Raw genomic sequence first — 19,313 nt, 5'->3', positions numbered from 1 at the left:
ACCTTGCGGTTTCGATACGCCGCTTCGCGGCTACTCAACCCGCAGAGCCTTGCGGTTTCGATACGCCGCTTCGCGGCTACTCAACCCGCAGAGCCTTGCGGTTTCGATACGCCGCTTCGCGGCTACTCAACCCGCTGGGGTCAGATTTCTAGGGCGCGGGTTCGGTCCCAGGGGTGGGTCCAGCCGAGCTCGTCGAAGAGGCGGTCGAGCACGATCGCGGTGAACCCCCACACGAACACCTCGCCGACCGTGAAGGCGGGGCTCGGCGGCCGCCGCTGGCCGCGAATCGAGACGACGCTCGCGCGGTTCTCGGGCGCCAGCAGGTCGGCGACCGGCACCCGGAACACGTCCACCGTCTCGCGCCGATCCGCCGCCGCGATGCGCGACGGGGTCGACCACCAGCCGAGCACCGGGGTCACCAGGTTGTTGCTCACCACGAGCGGCACCTCCGGCAGCTCCCCCAGCACGTCGACACCGGTCGGGTCGAGCCCCGTCTCCTCCACGGCCTCGCGCAGCGCCGCCGCCGCGGGGCTCGCATCGCCGGGATCGATGCCGCCGCCCGGAAAGGCGACCTGCCCGGCGTGGTGACGCATCCGGTCGGCGCGTCGCTGCAGCAGCACGTCGAGCTCCGGCGCGACCCCGTCGGCGGCGGTCGCGGGCGTCGCGTCGAGCACGCCGAACAGGATCAGCACCGCGGCGCGGCGGGCACGATCCGGATCCGGGAACTGGAAGCGGCCGTCGATCGACCACTCCGGCGCCGAGGCCACCAGCTGCTCGAGCTGCGCGCGCGCCGACGCCGGGGTCGGGGCCGACGACCGAGACATGGCTCAGTGCGATTCGTGCGCGGTCGCCGTGCCGGAGGCCTCGGCCACCGCCGCCTCGGTCGCCACCCAGGCGAGCATCGCGCACTTCACCCGCTGCGAGTACTTCGAGACGCCGGAGAGCGCGGCGACGTCGCCGAACTCCTCCTCGTCGAGTGCGAGCGTGCCGCGCGAGCGCAGCACCTCACGGAATCTGTCGATCCGGGCCTGCAGCGCGCCGAGCTCGACGGGCGCATCCTCGTCGATCAGGGCCGCGAACATCGAGGCGGAGGCCTGCGAGATGGTGCAGCCGTGCCCCTCCCAGCGCAGGCCGGTCAGGTGGGTGCCCGCCTCGTCGAGGGTGACGCGCACGGTCACCTCGTCGCCGCACACCGGGTTGTACTGGTGCGACTCGCCCTCGCCGGGCGCCTTCACGGCCACGAAGCCCTGCCCGTGCGGGGTCTTCGAGTGGTCCAGAATCAGCTGCTGGTACAGCGCCTCAAGCCCGCTCATGCGCTCACTCCAAAGAACGGTCGGATGCCCGCCACCGCCTCGAGCAGCTCGTCGATCTCGGCGGCGGTGGTGAAGGGCGACACGCTCGCTCGCGTGGTCGCGGTCAGCCCGAAACGGCGGTGCAGCGGCTGCGCGCAATGGTGGCCGACCCGCACGGCGATGCCGCGGTCGTCGAGGAACTGCCCCGAATCGTGCGCGTGCACCCCCTCGACGTCGAAGGCCGCGAGACCGACCCGCTCCACGGTGCCGTCACCGACGCCGAGAACGCGGATGCCCGGGATCTGCGCGAGCCCCAGCAGCATCCGCTGTCCGAGCCCGCGTTCCCATTCGGCGATCTCGGCGCGCCCGTGCGCCTCCATCCAGTCGCACGCCGCCGCCCAGCCGATCGCCTGCGCGATGCGCTGGGTGCCCGGCTCGAAGCGCTGCGGCGCCGGCAGGTACTCGGCCGATTCGAGGGTGACGCGGGTGATCATCGAGCCGCCGGTCAGAAACGGCGGCAGCGCATCCAGCAGGTCCGCCTTGCCGTAGAGGGCGCCGATGCCGGTCGGGGCGAGCATCTTGTGGCCCGAGACGGCGGCGAAGTCGACGTCGAGCGCGCGCAGGTCGACGGGCAGGTTGGGCGCCGACTGGCAGGCGTCGAGCACCACGAGGGCGCCCGCGTCGTGCGCCAGGCGCGTGAGGTGCTCGACCGGGTTGACGATGCCGAGCACGTTCGAGACATGCGCGAAGGCCACGAGGCGGGTGCGCGCCCCGATCACCTCGGCGGCGTGGTCGAGGTCGATTCGCCCGTCGTCGTGCACCCGGATCGGGCGCAGCACCGCGCCGGTGCGCGCGGCGAGCTCCTGCCACGGGATCAGGTTCGCGTGGTGCTCGGCCTCGGTGACGACGATCTCGTCGCCCTCGGCCAGCCGGAAGCGCTCGGCCGCGGCTCCCCCGCGCCCCAGCGTGGCGTTGCCGATGGCGTAGGCGACCAGGTTGATCGCCTCGGTCGCGTTCGCCGTCCACACCAGTTCGCGCTCCCCCGCGCCGAGGAAGCCGGCCACGCGGGCGCGGGCATCCTCGAACAGATCGGTGGCTTCACCGGCGAGCGTGTGGGCACCTCGGTTGACGGCCGCGTTCGCCGTCTCGTAGTAGCGGCGCTCGGCGTCGAGCACGACGCGCGGCTTCTGACTCGTCGCCGCGGCGTCGAGGTAGTTGAGCGGCTTGCCGTTCACGGTGCGGTCGAGAATCGGAAAGTCGGCGCGCGCCGCGACCGGGTTGAAAACGGAGCGGGTCACGCCTCCCGAGCCTACTCGGGAGGCGCGACCCGCGCCGTGTGGTGGTTCTTAGCTTGCCGCCTGCTTGGGCGCGATCCGCGTCAGCACCCAGCCGGTCGCGGCCACGAACAGTCCCATGCCCATCGCGAAGGCGGCGACGCCGAACGAGACGACGGAGGTGAAGAGCGAGGCGCGCAGGAACGAGGCGTTCATCATGGTGGTGCGCACCGGGTCCTCACGGTCCAGCTCGGCGTAGGTGAGACCACCGCTGGCCTCGAGAGCGTGGTGGCTGATGACCTCGGCCTCGGCGTAGGCGGTGAGCGGTCCCGTGACGGCGGCACCCGGAAGCAGCGCCGAGTCCTCCGAGACGACGATCTTCTCGGCGGCGAGCTCGCTGCTCACCATGCCCCAGACGACACCTCCGGCGAGCACCATGCCGATGCCGGCGATGAGCGCGAGCACTCCGAACAGTCGAACGAAGCGGGCGGTGCCGCGAGTGAACTCGACGACGACGCGGTCAGATCCGGTGGTCTCGGCGGGCGTGGTGGTGGAAGTCATGGTGTCCCCTTGATGATGCTGAATCGGTTGATGTGACTCAGCTTCTCGGAGACCTGCTCACCTTCCCAGGGCCGAAGGTCCTACGTGCGCTTGCGCTTCTCCCTGCCCGAGCCCCGAGACGGGGCTCGGCGCGTTCGAGGCGGAGCCCAGAAATGGACTCCGCTGGAAGCTAGCGCTTCCTCTTTTCTCGAACGCGCATGTTGACGTTGATCGGGGTGCCCTCGAAGCCGTAGATCTCGCGCAGGCGGCGCGTGATGAAGCGGCGGTAGCCGGGATCGAGGAATCCGGTCGTGAACAGCACGAAGGTCGGCGGGCGCGTCGACACCTGGGTGCCGAACAGGATGCGCGGCTGCTTTCCGCCGCGAACCGGGTGCGGGTGCTCCGCCGTCAGCTCCGCGATCAGCGCGTTCAGCTTGCCGGTCGGAATGCGGGTGTCCCAGCTGTCGAGCGCGAGCTCGAGCGCGGGCACCAGCTTCTCCAGGTGACGGCCGGTGCGGGCGGAGATGTTGACGCGCGGCGCCCAGGTGATGTGGGCGAGATCCTGCTCGATCTCACGCTCCAAGTAGCGGCGACGCTCGTCGTCCAGCAGGTCCCACTTGTTGTAGGCGACGACGAGGGCGCGGCCCGACTCGAGCACCAAGTCGATGATGCGCATGTCCTGCACCGAGATCGGCTGGGTGACGTCGAGCACGACAACGGCGACCTCGGCCTTCTCGAGCGCGGCACTGGTGCGCAGGCTCGCGTAGAAGTCGGCGCCCTGCTGCAGGTGCACCCGCTTGCGGATGCCGGCGGTGTCGACGAAGGTCCAGATGCGACCGCCGAGCTCGACCTGCTCGTCGACCGGGTCGCGGGTGGTGCCCGCCATCTCGTTGACGACGACGCGCTCTTCACCGGCGGCCTTGTTGAGCAGGCTCGACTTGCCGACGTTCGGGCGCCCCAGGATCGCGACCCGGCGCGGGCCGCCGATCTCCTGCTTGGCGACCGTGGAGACCTCCGGCAGCACCTCCATGACGTGGTCGAGCAGGTCGGCCACGCCGCGGCCGTGCAGCGCCGACAGCGGCCACGGCTCGCCGAGCCCGAGGCTCCACAGCTCCGCGGCGAGCGGGTCCTTGACGGTGTCGTCCGACTTGTTGGCGACCAGGATCACCGGCTTGTGCGAGGCGCGCAGCATGCGCACGACGTGCTCGTCGGTCGCCGTGGCGCCGACGTTGATGTCGACGACGAACAGCACGGCATCCGCCAGGTCGACGGCGACCTCGGCCTGCGCCGCGACGGAGGCGTTGATGCCCTGCGCGTCGGGCTCCCAGCCGCCGGTGTCGACGAGGGTGAAACGACGGCCCAGCCACTCGGCCTTGTAGCTGACGCGGTCGCGAGTGACGCCGGGCACATCCTCGACGACCGCTTCGCGGCGGCCCAGGATGCGGTTGACGAGCGCGCTCTTGCCGACGTTCGGGCGGCCCACGATCGCGAGCACGGGAAGCGCCGGCAGGTAGGTGATGCCGTCGGGACCGGCGGAGGCCGCATCCAGCAGCTCCAGGTCCTCGTCGTCGAGGTCGTAGTCCGACAGACCCGCACGCAGGCTCGCGGCGCGATTCTCCGCCGCCTCGTCGTCCAGGTCGGCGAGTCGTTCGGCGAGCGCCTCGACGGCGCCCTCCTCGTTTCCGAGCTCGTCGAATTCGCTGTCAGCCTCGGGGGGCGTCGACGACGCGAGCTCCGGGTCACGCTCGGTCATGGTTCCTCAGTTCTGGTGGGCGGTGCTGGCCTCGGCGGTTCGCCGCACATGCTCGATCACCGCGTCGACGGTCTGCTCGAAGTCGAGTTCCGTCGAATCGATCGTGGTCACGCCCTCGGCGGCGGTCAGAAAATCGACCACCTGGGCGTCTTTGCGGTCCCGCTCGCGCAGCTGCCGGGCCGTATCGGCGTCGGCGGAGGCGAGTTCAGCGGACCGTCGCGCAATTCTAACCGTCTCATCGGCAGTTAAGAGGATTCGCACCTGAGCATCCGGTGCGACCACCGTGGTGATGTCGCGGCCTTCGACCACGATGCCGGGCGCACGGGTCTCGGCGATGATGCGCCGGAACGCCTCGGTGAGCGCCTCGCGCACCTCCGGAACCCGGGCGATCTGGCTGACGACGGCGCTGATCCGCGGCTCGCGGATCGCGATCGTCACGTCGACGTCGCCGACCCGCACGTGCGAGCCCTCGGGCCGCGCCTCGGTGCGGTACGGGAAGTCGGCCAGCTCGGCGACGATCGCGCCGGAGTCGTCGAGGTCGATGCCGCGCTCGAGCGCGAGCCAGGTGAGGGCGCGGTAGGCGGCCCCGGTGTCGAGGAAGGCGTAGCCGAGGCGCGTGGCGGCCGCACGGCTCACGCTCGACTTGCCGCTGCCGGCCGGCCCATCCACGGCGACGACGATCGGGGTGCTCATCGGTCTTCTTCTCCCAGTGCCCAGCCGCGCTTCTCCAGCGCGGCGGCGAGTGCGTGTGCCGACTCCGGAACCACCGAGATCTCGGCAAAGCCCAGCTGAGCGCCCGGCGAGTGCTCCAGGCGCAGGTCCTCCATGTTGACGCCCTCTTCGCCGATCTCGGTGAGCAGACGCGCCAGCTCGCCCGGCTTGTCGTCGATCTTGACCACGAGCGTCGCGAAGCGCTTCGCCTGGCCGTGCTTGCCGGGCAGTCGGGCGACGCCCGCGTTGCCGGCGGCCATCACCTCGGCGATCGTGCGACGCGATCCGGATGCCTCCGGCGCCTCCAGCGCCGACAGCACCGCGTCGAGGTCGTCGCGCAGCGGCCGCAGCACGTCGGCGACAGCGGCCGCGTTCGCGCCGAGGATCTGCACCCACAGCGCCGGGTCGCTCGCGGCGATGCGCGTCGTGTCGCGCACCCCCTGCCCGGCGAGCCGCAGGGCAGGATCGGTGCCGGCGTCGAGCCGCGCCGCGAGCATCGAGGCGACCAGCTGCGGGGCGTGCGAGACGAGGGCGACCGCCCGGTCGTGCTCGACGGCGTCCATCTCGATGAGCACGGCCCCGAGATCGAGCACGAGGTCTTCGAGCGGACGGGCGCGGCCGTAGCTGATGCCGTCGTGCCCGGCGAGGATCCAGGGTCGCCCCTCGAACAGGTCGGCGCGCGCCGAGATCGTGCCGCCGCGCTCCCGCCCGGCCATCGGGTGCGAGCCGAGGTAGCGCGAGAGGTCGGCGCCGCGCTCGCGCAGTTCAGCGAGCGGAGCCAGCTTGACGCTCGCGACGTCGGTGACGAGCGCGTCGGGGAAGCGCGCCAGCTCGGCCGCCACCACTTCGGCGGTCACATCCGGCGGCACGGCGACGACGATCACGCCCGGCGCATCGCCCTCGGCCGGGGCCCGGCCCGCGCCGTAGTCGATCGCGAGGCGGCGCGCGGCCGGCGAGGCGTCGTCGACGATCACGTCGACGCCCTTCGCGCCCAGCGCGAGACCGATGCTCGCGCCCAGCAGCCCGCTGCCGACGATGCGGACCTGATCGGTCACGCGACGGTCGCTCATTCTCCGGAATCCTCACTCGGGCGCTCGGTGCCGACGTCGCTCTTCCGCGCGATCGTCAGCAGTTCGCCGAGTTCCACCCTAGTGATCTCGCGGGTGCGCCCCATCGGCAGCGTGCCGAGGTGCAGCGGCCCGAACTGGCGTCGCACCAGCTCCAGCACGGGGTGCCCGACGGCGGCGAGCATGCGGCGCACGATGCGGTTGCGTCCCGAGTGCAGCGTGATCTCGACGATCGTCTTGCCGCGGGAGGCCTCGCCCACGATGCGGGCGCGATCGGCCTGGATCGGGCCGTCGTCGAGCTCGATGCCCTTCTCGAGCGTGCGCATCGTGGCGGGCGTCACCTCGCCGCGCACGGTCGCGATGTAGGTCTTCGTCACCCCGAACGACGGATGCGCGAGCACGTGCGCGATCGCCCCGTCATTGGTGAGCACCAGCAGGCCGCTCGTGTCGGCGTCGAGCCGGCCCACGTTGAACAGCCGTTCGCCGTCGTCCGGCAGGAACTGCCGGAGGTCCGGTCGACCGTGCTCGTCGTTCATGGTGCTGACGACGCCGGTCGGCTTGTTGAGGATGAGGTAGCGGCGCGAGCTGTCCAGCTGCACCGCCGTGCCGTCCACCGCGACCTCGTCGACGAGCGGGTCGACGCGGCGCCCCAGCTCGGTGACCACCCGGCCGTTCACCGACACCCGGCCGGCGACGATGTACTGCTCGCTCACCCGGCGCGAGGCGACCCCGGCGGCGGCGAGCACCTTCTGCAGGCGCTCCCCCTCGGCGCTGGCGTCGGTGCTGGCGTCGGTGCTGTCGCCGCTCATCGCAGGGCCGCCGCATCCTCGAAGCCGTCGGCGCCGTCCGGCAGCAGCGGCGAGATCGCGGGCAGCTCCTCGATCGAGTTGATGCCGAGCTGGGTGAGCAGCAGCGGCGTCGTCTCGTAGTGGATCGCGCCGGTCTCGGAGTCGGTGAACGCCTCGGTGATGAGCCCGCGGCCGAGCAGCGTGCGCACCACCGAGTCGACGTTGACGGCGCGGATCGAGGCGATCGATCCGCGCGAGATCGGCTGCTTGTAGGCGATCACCGCGAGCGTCTCGAGCGCTGCCTGCGACAGCTTGGTGGGGCTCTGGGTAAGCACGAAGTCGCGCACCACCTCGTCGTGCTCGGCGCGCACGTAGATGCGCCAGCCGCCGCCCACCTCGCGCAGCTCGAAGCCGCGTCGCACCGAGCCGGGGGCCGTGCCGTCGAAGTCGGCGACGAGCCGCTCGATCGTCTGCCGGACGGCGGGCACGGGCGCGCCGAGCGCCGTCGCGAGCGCGATCACCGGCTGCGGCTCGTCCACCACCATGAGGATCGCCTCGAGGCGGCGGTCGAGGTCGAGGTTCGGATCAGTTGTCATAGTCGGCTCCCAGGTGGGCGAGCTGGTCATCCGACCAGTGCTGCGCTGTCCAGCGCAGCGTCAGCTCGCCCAGCGGTTCGAGTTGTTCGAAAGAGATCGCGGCGTGGCGGTACAGCTCGAGCACAGCGAGGAAGCGCGCCACCACGACGCCCTTCAGCTCGGCGCCCGCGACCAGCTGGCGGAAGCTCAGTGGCTCCCCCTGCCGCAGCATCGCCACGACGTGCGCGGCCTGCTCGCGGATGCTGATCAGCGGCGCGTGCAGGTGGTCGAGCCCGACCACCGGGATCTCGCGCGGGGTGAACGCCAGCAGCGCGAGGGCCGCGAAGTCGTCGGCCGTGAGGTTCCACACCAGCTCCGGCGTCTGCCGTCGGAACCGGTCCTCGAGGCGCACGTTGCGCACGTGCCGGGTCGACTCGGCGTCGAGATGCTGGCCGAACCACGCGGCCGCCTCCTTGAAGGCCCGGTACTGCAGCAGCCGGGCGAACAGCAGGTCGCGCGCCTCCAGCAGCGCCACATCCTCGGCGTCGACGAGCTCGCCCTGCGGCAGCAGCCCCGCGATCTTCAGATCGAGCAGGGTCGCCGCCACCACCAGGAACTCGCTCGCCTGATCGAGATCATCCTCCGAGTCGAGCGCGCGCAGGTAGGAGAGGAACTCGTCGGTCACCGCGCTCAGCGCGATCTCGGTGATGTCGAGCTCGTGCTTGCTGATCAGCTGCACGAGCAGGTCGAAGGGGCCGTCGAAGTTCGACAGCGTCAGACGGAAGCCGTTGGACTCGGCGCCTTCACCCGCGGGCGACAGCAGTTCCGTGGTCGGCATCGCCTCAGGCGACGGCGCCACGCGCAACCAGTTCTCTCGCGAGCTGACGGTAGGCGTCCGAGGCCGCATGCGTCGGGGCGAAGCTGGTGATCGGCTCGGCGGCGACCGTCGCATCCGGGAACTTCACCGTGCGGCCGATCACGGTCTCCAGGGCGGCGTCGCCGAAGGTCTCGACCACGCGCTCCAGCACCTCCCGGCTGTGCAGCGTGCGCGGGTCGTACATCGTCGCCACGATGCCGTCGAGGCGGATCGCCGGGTTCAGACGGTCGCGGATCTTGTCGATGGTCTCGATCAGCAGCGCCACGCCGCGCAGCGCGAAGTACTCGCACTCCAGCGGGATCAGCACGCCGTGCGCGGCGGTGAGCGCGTTCACGGTGAGCAGGCCGAGCGAGGGCTGGCAGTCGATCAGGATGACGTCGTAGTCGTCGGCCACCTGACGCAGCACCCGAGCCAGGATCTGCTCGCGCGCCACCTCGTTGACGAGGTGCACCTCCGCGGCCGAGAGGTCGATGTTCGCCGGGATCACGTGCAGATCTGGCGTCGACGTCTCGATGATCGCGGCCTTGGTGTCTTTCGAGCGGCCGAGCAGCAGATCGTAGATCGTCGTCACGTCGTGGGTCGGCACGCCGAGGCCCGCGCTCAGGGCGCCCTGCGGGTCGAAGTCGATCGCGAGCACGCGGCGGCCGTATTCGGCGAGCGCGGCGCCCAGGTTGATCGTCGTCGTGGTCTTGCCGACGCCGCCCTTCTGGTTGCACAGCGCGATGATCCGCGCCGGGCCGTGCGAGGGCAGCTTCTTCGGGACCTTGAAATCCGTCACCGGTCGACCCGTGGGGCCGAGCGTGGCGTTGCCGAGATCGCCGGAGAAGCCCGGCAATTCGGTGACATCCTCGCGTGGCGCTGGCATGGTGTCGAGTCTAAGTCGGTGTCCCCCGCCTCCCGGTTGCCACGCGCCCGTTGCGCGCGGTTCACCTGAAGCAGAGGTTGAAGGTTAACGGGCGCGCGGATGCGAGGTCAGATACACCTCGCGCAGCGCATCCGCCGTCACCCGCGTGTAGATCTGGGTCGTCGCGACGCTCGCGTGACCGAGCAGCTCCTGCACGACGCGCACGTCGGCGCCGCCCTCCAGCAGGTGCGTGGCGAAGGAGTGCCGCAGGCTGTGCGGCGACACCTCGACGCCGAGTTCGGCCCGTTCGGCGGCGGCCCGGATGACCAGCCACGCGCTCTGGCGCGACAGCCTTGCGCCGCGCATCCCCAGGAACAGCGCGGGCGTCGCGCGACCGCGTTTCGAGAGCTCGGGGCGCACCCGCACGAGGTAGGTGTCGAGCGCCGCGCGCGCGAAGCTGCCCACCGGCACGATGCGCTGCTTGCCGCCCTTGCCGAGCACCCGCACGTGCTCGGCGGTGCCCTCCTCGCCCACCAGATCGTCGACGTTCAAGGCCACCACCTCCGAGACGCGCGCGCCTGTCGCGTAGAGCAGTTCGAGCAGCGCGGCATCCCGCACCCGGCTCAGCTCCTCGCCCGCGCAGGCGGCCAGCAGCTTCTCGACCTGGTCGAGGGTGAGCGCCTTCGGCAGACGCATCGGCAGCTTGGGCGCGACCAGCTTCGCGGCCGGGTCGGCCTCGAGCACCCCCTCCTCGAGCAGGAAGCCGGTGAACCCGCGGATCGCCGAGACCTTGCGCGCCAGCGTCGCCGCGGCGACCGGCTCGGCGCGCTCGCGCAGCGCGGTCGTGTGCGCGGCCAGTGTCTCGGGCGTCAGCGTCGAGACCGGGACGGCGCCCTCCGCCTCGGCGAGGTCGGCCAGCAGCGCCTCCAAGTCACGCCGATAGGCCGCGACCGTGTGCGCCGAGCGTCCGCGCTCGATCGCCAGGTGGCGCAGGAAGCGCTCCAGTTGCGCGCGCGCGTCAGACGGTGCGGCGGGCATGGGCGGTCAGCACCGCGACGATCAGGATCGAGTTGCGCACTCGCCCCTCGAGCACGGCCGACACGAGCTCGGCGAACGGGATCCAACGCGGCACCAGCTCGGCCTCCTCGTCCATGCGGGCGAACGGCTCGGGCGAATCGCTCAGGCCGCGCGCCTCGAAGACGTGCAGGATCTCGTTGCTGCCGCCGGGGCTGGTGTGGAAGGTGACGAGCTCGCTCCACTCGGCGGCCTGCAGGTCGGCCTCCTCCGCGAGCTCGCGCTGGGCGGCCTCGAGCGGCGGCTCGCCGACCACATCGAGCAGCCCCGCGGGCAGCTCCCACTCGCGCTCGCGCACCGGATGCCGATACTGGTTGATCAGCAGCACGCGATCCTCGTCGTCGATCGCGAGCACCGCGACGGCACCCGGGTGATCAATGAAGTCGCGAGTCAGCTCGGCCTCGCCGAAGCGGAACGACTCGCGACGCACATCCCAGATGTGGCCGTCGAAGACGGTGGTCGACTCCACCACCTCGGCGGGGTCAGAGACGTCGACGACGGGACCGGACTCGAAGCGCGCGCGGTCCACGGTCACCTAGGCCTCGACCCGCTCGCCGCGTGCCTCGTCGGCCTCGTCGTTCTCGGGAACCTCGAACAGGCGCGACGCCTTCTGGCGCTCGATCGCGGCGCCGATCAGACCACGGAACAGCGGGTGCGCGCGGTTCGGGCGCGAGCGCAGCTCCGGGTGCGCCTGCGTGCCCACGTAGAACGGGTGCACCTCGCGCGGCAGCTCGACGAACTCGACCAGACCGTGCTCCGGGTTGGTGCCCGAGAAGCGCAGCCCGGCGGCGGCGATCCGCTCGGTGAAGTGGTTGTTGACCTCGTAGCGGTGACGGTGGCGCTCGTGGGCGACCGGCGAGCCGTACAGCTCCTCGACGATCGAGCCGGGCGCAAGCGCCGCCTCGTAGAGGCCCAGGCGCATCGTGCCGCCGAGGTCGCCGCCGGCGAGGATGTCGACCTGCTCGGCCATCGTCGCGATCACCGGGAACTCGGTGTCGGGGTCGAACTCCGAGCTCGAGGCGCCCGCCAGCCCGACGACGTCGCGGGCGTACTCGATCACCATGCACTGCAGGCCGAGGCACAGCCCCAGCGTCGGGATGCCGTTCTCGCGCGCGAACTTCAGCGCGCCGAGCTTGCCCTCGATGCCGCGGATGCCGAAGCCGCCGGGCACGCAGATGCCGTCGAGGTCGCCGAGGGCCTTCGCGGCGCCGTCGTGCGTCTCGCACTCGTCCGAGGGGATCCAGCGCAGCTTGACCTTGCTCTCGTGCGCGAAGCCGCCGGCACGCAGCGCCTCGGTGACCGAGAGGTAGGCGTCGGGCAGGTCGATGTACTTGCCGACGAGACCGATGGTGACCTCGTGCTTGGGCTCGTGCACGGCCTTCAGCACCGTGCGCCAGCCGTCCCAGACGACGGGGCCCGCCTCGAGGTCGAGCTCGTTCATGATGTACGAGTCGAGACCCTGCTCGTGCAGCACCGTGGGAATGTCGTAGATCGACGGCACATCGACCGCGTTGACGACGGCCTCCTCGGCGACGTCGCACATGAGCGCGATCTTGCGCTTGTTGGCCTCCGAGACGACGCGGTCGCTGCGCAGCACCAGGGCATCCGGCTGGATGCCGATCGAGCGCAGCGTCGCCACCGAGTGCTGGGTGGGCTTCGTCTTCTGCTCGCCCGAGGCGCCCATGAACGGCACGAGCGAGACGTGCACGAAGAACACGTTGCGACGGCCGAGCTCGTGGCGCACCTGGCGGGCCGACTCGATGAACGGCTGCGACTCGATGTCGCCGACGGTGCCGCCGATCTCGGTGATGATGACGTCGGGCTGCGGGTTCTCGTCGTCGAACGGGCCCTGCGCCTGCAGGCGCATCCGGCGCTTGATCTCGTCGGTGATGTGCGGGATGACCTGCACGGTGTCGCCGAGGTACTCGCCGCGGCGCTCCTTGGCGATCACGTTCGAGTAGATCTGCCCGGTCGTGACGTTGGCGGCCTGGTCGAGGTTGATGTCGAGGAAGCGCTCGTAGTGCCCGATGTCGAGGTCGGTCTCGGCGCCGTCGTCGGTGACGAACACCTCGCCGTGCTGGAACGGGTTCATCGTTCCGGGATCGACGTTCAGATACGGATCCAGCTTCTGCATCACGACGCGCAGACCGCGCGCGGTGAGAAGGTTTCCGAGACTCGCGGCGGTCAGGCCCTTCCCGAGGGAGGAGACGACACCTCCGGTCACGAAGATGTGCTTGGTAACTACGCTTCCCGAGATGTCCGCCACGGGGTTTCAGCGTATCTCACAAAACCGTGAGCTGCCCCAGGTCGCGCGGAACGCGCCGGGCGAGTTGCCGTGATCAGCTCGCGCGCGCCATGCCGAGCAGTTCGCGGGCGTGCTCGAGACCGGTCTCGGAGTCGGGAAGCCCGCTCAGCAGCCGCGCCATCTCGGCCGCGCGCTCCTCCCCCTCGAGCCGGTGCACGCTCGACGCGGTGATCGTGCCGTCGCTGCCCTTCACCACGGTCAGGTGGTTGGTGGCGAAGGCCGCGACCTGCGCCAGGTGGGTGACGACGATCACCTGCGCGGTTTCGGCGAGGCGCGCCAGGCGCCGCCCGACCTCGATGGCGCTCGCACCGCCGACCCCGGCATCCACCTCGTCGAAGACGAAAGTCGGAACGGGATCGCTTCCGGCCAGCACGACCTCGATCGCCAGCATGACGCGCGAGAGCTCACCGCCCGAGGCGCCGCGACTCAGCGGGCGCGGTTCGGCCCCGGGGTGCGGCTGCAGGCGGATCGCGACCTGGTCGCGGCCGGTGAGGCCGAGGTCGCGCGGCGCGACCTCGATCGAGAGGCGAGCGTCGGGCATCGCGAGGGCGTCGAGTTCGCGGGTGACCGCGGCCGACAGCCGCTCGGCGGCCTCGCGGCGGCGCACGCTCAGCTGCTCGGCGAGCTGCTCGACGCGGGCGAAGTCCTGAGCGACCGCGGCACGTAGCGCGTCGATGCGATCCGAGTCGCCGTCGAGCTCCAGCAGTCGGGTGCTGCCGGACTCGTAGAAGTCGATCATCTCGTCGATGCTCGGGCCGAAGCGGCGCGCCAGGGCTGCCAGGGTCGCGCGGCGCTCCTGGATCGTCTCCAGCTCGCGACCGCCGTCGGTGTCGAGCGCCGCGAGGTAGCTCGAGATCTTCGCCGAGCTGTCCTCCAGCGCGAAGCGGGCCGCGGCGAGCGATTCGATCACGGGCGAAAGCTCCGCGTCGTGCCCCGAGACGCGGTCGAGCGCACGCCGCGCCGACTCGACGAGCACCGTGGCGTCGCGCGCGTCGTCGCTCAGCTGCGCCGAGATCGCCTCCTGCGCCTCGACCGCCGCGAGGCGCAGATCTTCGAGATTGCTCAGCCTCTCGGCACGCTCCGCGAGCTCGGCATCCTCGCCGCGTCGCGGCGCCGCCGCCTCGATCTCGTCCATCGCGTTGCGCAGCTCTTCGGCCTCGCGCTCACGACGGTCGCGCTCGGCGACGAGCACATCGAGTTCGGATTGCGCGGTCTGCCAGCGGCGGAACACGTCCTGGTAGTCGGCCAGCACGGCGCTGAAGCCGGGGCCGGCGAAGCGGTCGAGGGCCTCGCGCTGCGCGGCCGCGGAGCGCAGCCGGATCTGGTCCGACTGGCCGTGCACGACGACGAGCTGCTGGCCGATCTCGTTCAGCACGCCGACCGGGGCGCTGCGGCCGCCGACAACGGCGCGCGAGCGGCCCTCGTTCGAGATGGAGCGCCCCAGGATCAGGTGCGCCCGTCCGCCCTCGGTGACGTCGAGGTCGCCGCCGGCGTCGCGCACGCGCTCGGCGACGGGGCCCTCGGCGTCGACCTCCCAGCTGCCCTCGACGACCGACTGGCCGCGGCCGGAGCGGATCGCGCCGCTGTCGGCGCGCTCACCCAGCAGCAGCCCGAGCGCCGTCACGACCATCGTCTTGCCCGCACCGGTCTCACCGGTCAGCGCCGTGAATCCCGGCCCGAGCGGAAGCCGCGCCTCGCCGATGACGCCCAGGTCGCGAATCGAGATCTCGTCGATCACGCCGGCGCCCCCTCGGTCGCTCCGTTGTCGCCGTCCTGCGGCCCGCGCCAGCCCGCCACGGGAAGCCGGAACTTGTTGACCAGCCGGTCGGTGAACGGGCCCGGGCTCAGTCGCGCGAGGCGCACCGGAATCGAGGAGCGTCGCGCGACGACGCGCGAGCCCGGCGGCAGGTCGAAGGTGCGGCGGCCGTCGCACCACAGCACGCCGCGACCGTCGGAGCGCTCGAGCAGCTCCACCGCGAGTGCGGATTCGGGGCCGACCACCAGCGGACGGGCGAACAGCGCGTGGGCGGAGAGCGGCACCATCAGCAGCGCGTCGACGCTCGGCCAGACGACCGGACCGCCGGCCGAGAACGAGTAGGCGGTGGATCCGGTCGGGGTCGAGATGACGACACCGTCGCAGCCGAACGTGGAGAGCGGTCGCACGTCGACCTCGACAGCCACCTCGAGCGAGCGCTCGCGGCTGGCCTTCTCGATCGACGCCTCGTTCAGGGCCCAGGTCTCGTAGACGACCTCGGTGCCGGTCTTCACCCGGACCGAGAGCGTCATGCGCTCCTCGACCTCGTAGTCGCGCGCCAGCGCGCGCTCGACGGTCGAGGTCAGGTCCTCGCGCTCCGCCTCGGCGAGGAAGCCGACGTGCCCAAGGTTCACTCCGAGCAGCGGGGCGGGGCAGCCGCGCGCGAGCTCGGCGGCGCGCAGGATCGTGCCGTCGCCGCCCAGGACGATGACGAGTTCGAGTTCGCTCGTGGCGACGTCGCGGCCGAGCAGCGCGATCGGTGCGAGTTCGGGGGCCGCCCGCATCAGGTCGGCGTGCTCGTCGTCGGAGACGACGGGGGTCAGGCCCGCCGCGATCAGCTGACGGCAGACCTCGATGCCGGCGGCGAGAGAGTCGTCGCGGCCGGTGTGCGCGACGACAAGCAGGTGGCGCTCCTCGGCCATGCGCGGCCCCTTCCCTGCCTCAATGTCGTCCGCCCCGCGGGCCGTGCGCCCCGAAGGGCGGAGGCCGTCAGGCGAGGGCATCGATCGCCCTCCCCCATTCTGTCGGATTGCTCCCACACTCGCGCTGCAGCCAGGCGAGGTACTCCTGATTTCCGTTGCTGCCGAGCACCGGGGACGAGATCACGCCCGCGGTTCCGAGTCCCAGATCCCAAGCCGTCCAGAGCACGGTGCTGACGGCCTCGAGGCGCGCGGCGCGGTCGCGCACGATGCCCTCCCGCGCGCCCCCGCGCCCGACCTCGAACTGCGGCTTGATGAGCACCACGAGGTCGGCGTCAGCGGGGATGCTCGCCGCCAGTGCGGGCAGCACGGTCGTCAGCGAGATGAACGAGACATCGACGACGACCAGCGTGGGCTGCTCGGGCGAGCCGGACAGCGCGGCCAGCCGTTCCGCGCTGAGCTCGCGGGCGTTCTCCCCCTCGACCACGACGACCCGGTCGTCGTCGCGCAGCTCCGGCACCAACTGGCCGTGCCCGACATCGAGCGCGATCACGCGACGCGCGCCCCGCTCGAGCAGCACCTGTGTGAATCCGCCGGTGGAGGCCCCGACGTCGAGGGCGAGCCGCTGGGCGGGGTCGATCTCGAAGGCGTCGAGGGCGGCGATGAGCTTGTGCGCCGAACGCGCCACATAGTGATCGGCGCCCTCGACGGTGAGCTCGGCGTCCGGCGTGACCCGCGTCGCCGGCTTGACCGTGGCGACGCCGTCGATCCGGACGCGTCCCTCCTCGATCGATCGCGCCGCCTGCGCGCGGGAACGCGCGAGGCCCCGACGCACGAGTTCGGCATCGAGCCGAGCAGTGGATGCCGGATCAGGCATGCGCGCGCGGGCCGTCGCCCGCCTCGAGCTGCGCGCGCAGCTCGTCGTGCAGGTGCGCGAGCGCCTCGGCCCGTGAGGCGAGCGGCTGATCCTCGATCACCCGCAGTCGCGACACCAGCTCGTCATCGCCGTGCCGTCCGGCACCGGAGCGGTGCGCGTCGGCGGAGTCCTGCTGCGGCGCTGCGTCCTCGTGCTGGCTCATGCGTCCGAATATAGCCGCGCATCCACGTCGAGCGCGTAGATCGCGAGCCCCGAGCCCCACACCGCGGCGCAGCCCGCGCGGATGATGTCGATGCGGCTCGCCTTCGGCGTGCGCAGCTCGACCTTCGGCCCGCGCAGCCGCACGCGCGCATCGCCCGAGCGGAACTCGCGCGAACCGTCGCGCGCGACCGACTGCTCGATCTCGGGGTACGGAGCGTCGAGCTGGCGCAGGTCGTCGAGGATGAAGGTCGGGCGCTGCTCGGCGGGTGCCGCCAGCAGCTGTTTGGGCTGATCGATGCCGGTCAGCACGTGCGCGGACGCGATGCCGGCGCGGTTCGCCCCGAGGATGTCGGTGTCGAGCCGGTCGCCGAGCATCAGGGCCTTTTCGCCCCCGAAACGCGTGAGCGCGGCGGTGAAGATCGCCGTCTCGGGCTTGCCCGCCACGATCGGCAGTCGTCCGATCGCGGTGTGCACCGCCGAGACGAGCGTGCCGTTGCCCGGCGCGATTCCCCGCGCCTGAGGGATCGTCCAGTCGGTGTTCGTCGCCACCCACGGCCGGTCCTCGCGCCCTTCGACGGAGTGGAGTGCGTACGCCGCCTCGGCGAGGTCGGCCCAGCCGACGCTCGGGGCGAAGCCCTGCACCACGGCGGCGGGCTCATCCTCCGCCGAGCGGGTCACGCGGAAGCCGGCAGCCTCGACGACGCTCGTGAGGCCCTCTCCGCCGACCACCAGAATCGTCGATCCGGCGGGCACCAGGTCGGCGAGCAGCACGACAGCCGCCTGCGGCGAGGTCACGACCTCATCGGCCGTGACGTTGAGACCGAATTCGCGCAGATGCGCGGCCACCGAGTCGGCGGTGCGCGAGGCGTTGTTGGTGATGTAGCCGACGCGACACGAGGCCTGAGCACGGTTGATGCCGTCGACGGCATATGGAATCGCGTTCGCTCCCGCGTACACGACGCCGTCGAGGTCAGCGAGCAGCAGATCGACTCCGGTGAGCGGCGTCGACACGACGCGCGCCCTACTCATCGCGCGCGCTCTCCTCCGCTGACGCCGCCGGCGTCTCGGACTCGGGCGTCTCGGCCTGCTCGGCGGACTCGTCCGGTGCGGGCACGTCGTCGGTCGCCTCGGACTCAGCGCTTTCGTCGCCGGCCGGAGCGTCGGGGGCGCTCTCGCCCGAGGCCTCGTCGACCTCGAGCAGCTCCTCGATCACCTCAACGGTGACCTCGCCCTCGGGGATCGCGGCGTTCTCGAGCGCGATCGTGGCGCGATCGGAGCGCTGCCACCACTGCTCGGCTTCCTCGGTGTGACCGAGGTCTTCGAGCACCGTGGCGTAGGCATCGAACAGCGCGGGGCTCCAGGCGAAGGCGCGCTCGGGGTCGAGCTGCGGGATCTGCAGCTCGGTGAGGGCGAGCTCGGGCTGGCCGAGGTCGAGGCGCGCGCCGGACATCGCGATCGCGAGCGCCACCTGCACCTCGACGTCGAGCTCCGACTTCGGCACCGAGCGGCCGAGCTCGAGCGCCTTCTCGGGGCGCCCGACACCGCGTTCGCTGTCGACCATGAGCGGCAGCTGATCGTTGTTGCCGGAGATCCGGCGATAGGTGCGCAGCTCACGCAGAGCCAGCGCGAAGTCCTCGGTCGCGTAGGCCGTGATCGCGAGAGTCTCGCGCACGACGGCGATGCGGCCGGCGCGACGCGCGGCCGCGAGAGCGTGCCGGTGCGCGAGCGCCGGGTCCTCCTCGATCAGGCGCGATGCCATCACAAGGTGCTTGGCGACCCACTCGGCGTTCTCCTTGGAGAGCGTCTTGAGCTGGTTGCGGGCGACCCGGTCGAGATCGGCGGGCACGACCGCATCGGGGATGTGCGGGTCGTCGTGCCGCGGGCCCGAGTCGGACTCGAAGCGGTCGTCACGCGGCGCCCGATCCTTGTCGAAGCTGCGCGGCGGGCGCGCACCCGAGGGGGCACCGTCGCGACGCGGACGCGAGTCGCCGTCGCGACGTGGACGCGAGTCGCCGTCGCGGCGGGGTCGTGCGTCGCCATCGCGGCGAGGACGGGAATCTCCGTCGCGGCGCGGACGCGAATCGCTCGACCACTTCGGACGCTCATCGCCCTCGCGGCGAGGACGCTGGTCGCCGTCGCGGCGAGGACGTGCGTCACCCGAACGCTGCGGGCGTGCATCGCCATCGCGACGCGGACGTGCGTCGCCCTCACGGCGCGGACGCGAATCGCCATCACGACGGGGACGCGAATCGCCGTCACGGCGGGGACGCGCGTCGCCCTCACGGCGCGGGCGTGCATCACCGTCACGACGGGGACGCGAGTCACCATCGCGACGGGGTCGAGCATCGCCGTCGCGGCGTGCCGGCGCCCGGCCGTCACGCGGAGGTCGACGATCCGAGTCGCGAGCCGGCTTCTTGCGCTCGGGCTTGTCGTTCGGCGTCTCGTCTGATGCGCTCATCTGG

Annotated in this window: 20 protein-coding genes; all 20 read right to left on the bottom strand. The window is 71.5% G+C overall.

All coding sequences use genetic code 11. From position 1 onward, the window contains the following. Positions 1 to 140: 140 nt before the first annotated feature. Positions 141 to 824, bottom strand: a complete 684-nt coding sequence (locus ACR3ZA_RS11905) for an NUDIX domain-containing protein (RefSeq protein WP_473662156.1) — start codon at positions 822 to 824, stop codon at positions 141 to 143. Between the two features lie 3 nt (positions 825 to 827). Continuing rightward, a complete protein-coding gene (gene sufU, locus ACR3ZA_RS11900; protein WP_473662155.1) occupies positions 828 to 1,313 on the bottom strand; it encodes a Fe-S cluster assembly sulfur transfer protein SufU in 486 nt (161 codons plus the stop codon). Further along, positions 1,310 to 2,590, bottom strand: a complete 1,281-nt coding sequence (locus tag ACR3ZA_RS11895) for a SufS family cysteine desulfurase (RefSeq protein ID WP_473662154.1) — start codon at positions 2,588 to 2,590, stop codon at positions 1,310 to 1,312. Before ACR3ZA_RS11895 ends, sufU begins: the two co-directional genes overlap by 4 nt. Before the next feature lie 48 nt (positions 2,591 to 2,638). After that, positions 2,639 to 3,127 (bottom strand): aromatic ring-opening dioxygenase LigA, encoded by a 489-nt coding sequence (locus ACR3ZA_RS11890; protein ID WP_473555367.1) that lies wholly within the window; start codon positions 3,125 to 3,127, stop codon positions 2,639 to 2,641. Positions 3,128 to 3,296: 169 nt separating this feature from the next. Continuing rightward, a complete protein-coding gene (der, locus tag ACR3ZA_RS11885) occupies positions 3,297 to 4,859 on the bottom strand; it encodes a ribosome biogenesis GTPase Der (RefSeq protein ID WP_473662153.1) in 1,563 nt (520 codons plus the stop codon). 6 nt (positions 4,860 to 4,865) lie between these two features. After that, on the bottom strand, positions 4,866 to 5,552 hold the full coding sequence (gene cmk, locus ACR3ZA_RS11880) for a (d)CMP kinase (protein ID WP_473555357.1): 687 nt from the start codon (positions 5,550 to 5,552) through the stop codon (positions 4,866 to 4,868). Further along, a complete protein-coding gene (locus tag ACR3ZA_RS11875) occupies positions 5,549 to 6,640 on the bottom strand; it encodes a prephenate dehydrogenase (RefSeq protein ID WP_473662152.1) in 1,092 nt (363 codons plus the stop codon). Before ACR3ZA_RS11875 ends, cmk begins: the two co-directional genes overlap by 4 nt. Next, positions 6,637 to 7,446 (bottom strand): pseudouridine synthase, encoded by an 810-nt coding sequence (locus ACR3ZA_RS11870; RefSeq protein WP_473662151.1) that lies wholly within the window; start codon positions 7,444 to 7,446, stop codon positions 6,637 to 6,639. The genes ACR3ZA_RS11875 and ACR3ZA_RS11870 overlap by 4 nt, the downstream gene beginning before the upstream one ends. Beyond that, positions 7,443 to 8,021 carry an SMC-Scp complex subunit ScpB gene (scpB, locus tag ACR3ZA_RS11865; protein WP_473662150.1) on the bottom strand — a complete coding sequence of 193 codons (579 nt, stop codon included), beginning with the start codon at positions 8,019 to 8,021 and terminating at the stop codon, positions 7,443 to 7,445. The genes ACR3ZA_RS11870 and scpB overlap by 4 nt, the downstream gene beginning before the upstream one ends. After that, a complete protein-coding gene (locus ACR3ZA_RS11860; RefSeq protein WP_473662149.1) occupies positions 8,011 to 8,859 on the bottom strand; it encodes a segregation/condensation protein A in 849 nt (282 codons plus the stop codon). The genes scpB and ACR3ZA_RS11860 overlap by 11 nt, the downstream gene beginning before the upstream one ends. Beyond that, the gene (locus tag ACR3ZA_RS11855) at positions 8,843 to 9,742 is read right to left on the bottom strand and encodes an AAA family ATPase (RefSeq protein ID WP_473662148.1); all 900 of its coding nucleotides are present in this window, start codon (positions 9,740 to 9,742) and stop codon (positions 8,843 to 8,845) included. The genes ACR3ZA_RS11860 and ACR3ZA_RS11855 overlap by 17 nt, the downstream gene beginning before the upstream one ends. Positions 9,743 to 9,826: 84 nt before the next feature. Further along, positions 9,827 to 10,759 (bottom strand): tyrosine recombinase, encoded by a 933-nt coding sequence (locus ACR3ZA_RS11850; RefSeq protein ID WP_473662147.1) that lies wholly within the window; start codon positions 10,757 to 10,759, stop codon positions 9,827 to 9,829. Next, on the bottom strand, positions 10,740 to 11,330 hold the full coding sequence (locus tag ACR3ZA_RS11845; RefSeq protein WP_473662146.1) for an NUDIX domain-containing protein: 591 nt from the start codon (positions 11,328 to 11,330) through the stop codon (positions 10,740 to 10,742). Before ACR3ZA_RS11845 ends, ACR3ZA_RS11850 begins: the two co-directional genes overlap by 20 nt. Continuing rightward, positions 11,331 to 13,052, bottom strand: coding sequence for a CTP synthase (gene pyrG / locus ACR3ZA_RS11840; RefSeq protein ID WP_473662247.1), 1,722 nt, complete (start codon positions 13,050 to 13,052; stop codon positions 11,331 to 11,333). It lies immediately after the preceding gene. An 82-nt stretch (positions 13,053 to 13,134) separates the two neighbouring features. Next, positions 13,135 to 14,838: a DNA repair protein RecN gene (gene recN, locus ACR3ZA_RS11835; RefSeq protein ID WP_473662145.1), complete on the bottom strand. Its 1,704-nt coding sequence runs from the start codon at positions 14,836 to 14,838 to the stop codon at positions 13,135 to 13,137. Beyond that, complete coding sequence (locus ACR3ZA_RS11830) at positions 14,835 to 15,776, bottom strand: NAD kinase (RefSeq protein ID WP_473662144.1); 942 nt, start codon at positions 15,774 to 15,776, stop codon at positions 14,835 to 14,837. Before ACR3ZA_RS11830 ends, recN begins: the two co-directional genes overlap by 4 nt. A gap of 67 nt (positions 15,777 to 15,843) precedes the next feature. Then, positions 15,844 to 16,650: a TlyA family rRNA (cytidine-2'-O)-methyltransferase gene (locus ACR3ZA_RS11825; RefSeq protein ID WP_473662143.1), complete on the bottom strand. Its 807-nt coding sequence runs from the start codon at positions 16,648 to 16,650 to the stop codon at positions 15,844 to 15,846. Further along, positions 16,643 to 16,852 carry a hypothetical protein gene (locus ACR3ZA_RS11820; protein WP_473662142.1) on the bottom strand — a complete coding sequence of 70 codons (210 nt, stop codon included), beginning with the start codon at positions 16,850 to 16,852 and terminating at the stop codon, positions 16,643 to 16,645. The genes ACR3ZA_RS11825 and ACR3ZA_RS11820 overlap by 8 nt, the downstream gene beginning before the upstream one ends. Further along, the gene (locus ACR3ZA_RS11815; RefSeq protein WP_473662141.1) at positions 16,849 to 17,880 is read right to left on the bottom strand and encodes an HAD-IIA family hydrolase; all 1,032 of its coding nucleotides are present in this window, start codon (positions 17,878 to 17,880) and stop codon (positions 16,849 to 16,851) included. The genes ACR3ZA_RS11820 and ACR3ZA_RS11815 overlap by 4 nt, the downstream gene beginning before the upstream one ends. Next, positions 17,873 to 19,309: a primosomal protein gene (locus ACR3ZA_RS11810; protein WP_473662140.1), complete on the bottom strand. Its 1,437-nt coding sequence runs from the start codon at positions 19,307 to 19,309 to the stop codon at positions 17,873 to 17,875. Before ACR3ZA_RS11810 ends, ACR3ZA_RS11815 begins: the two co-directional genes overlap by 8 nt. Between the last annotated feature and the right edge of the window lie 4 nt (positions 19,310 to 19,313).

The organism is Herbiconiux sp. J20-20 (genome assembly GCF_057365085.1).
Note: the sequence above shows the minus strand (reverse complement) of the source record. Positions and strands in the feature narration are given on the sequence as shown.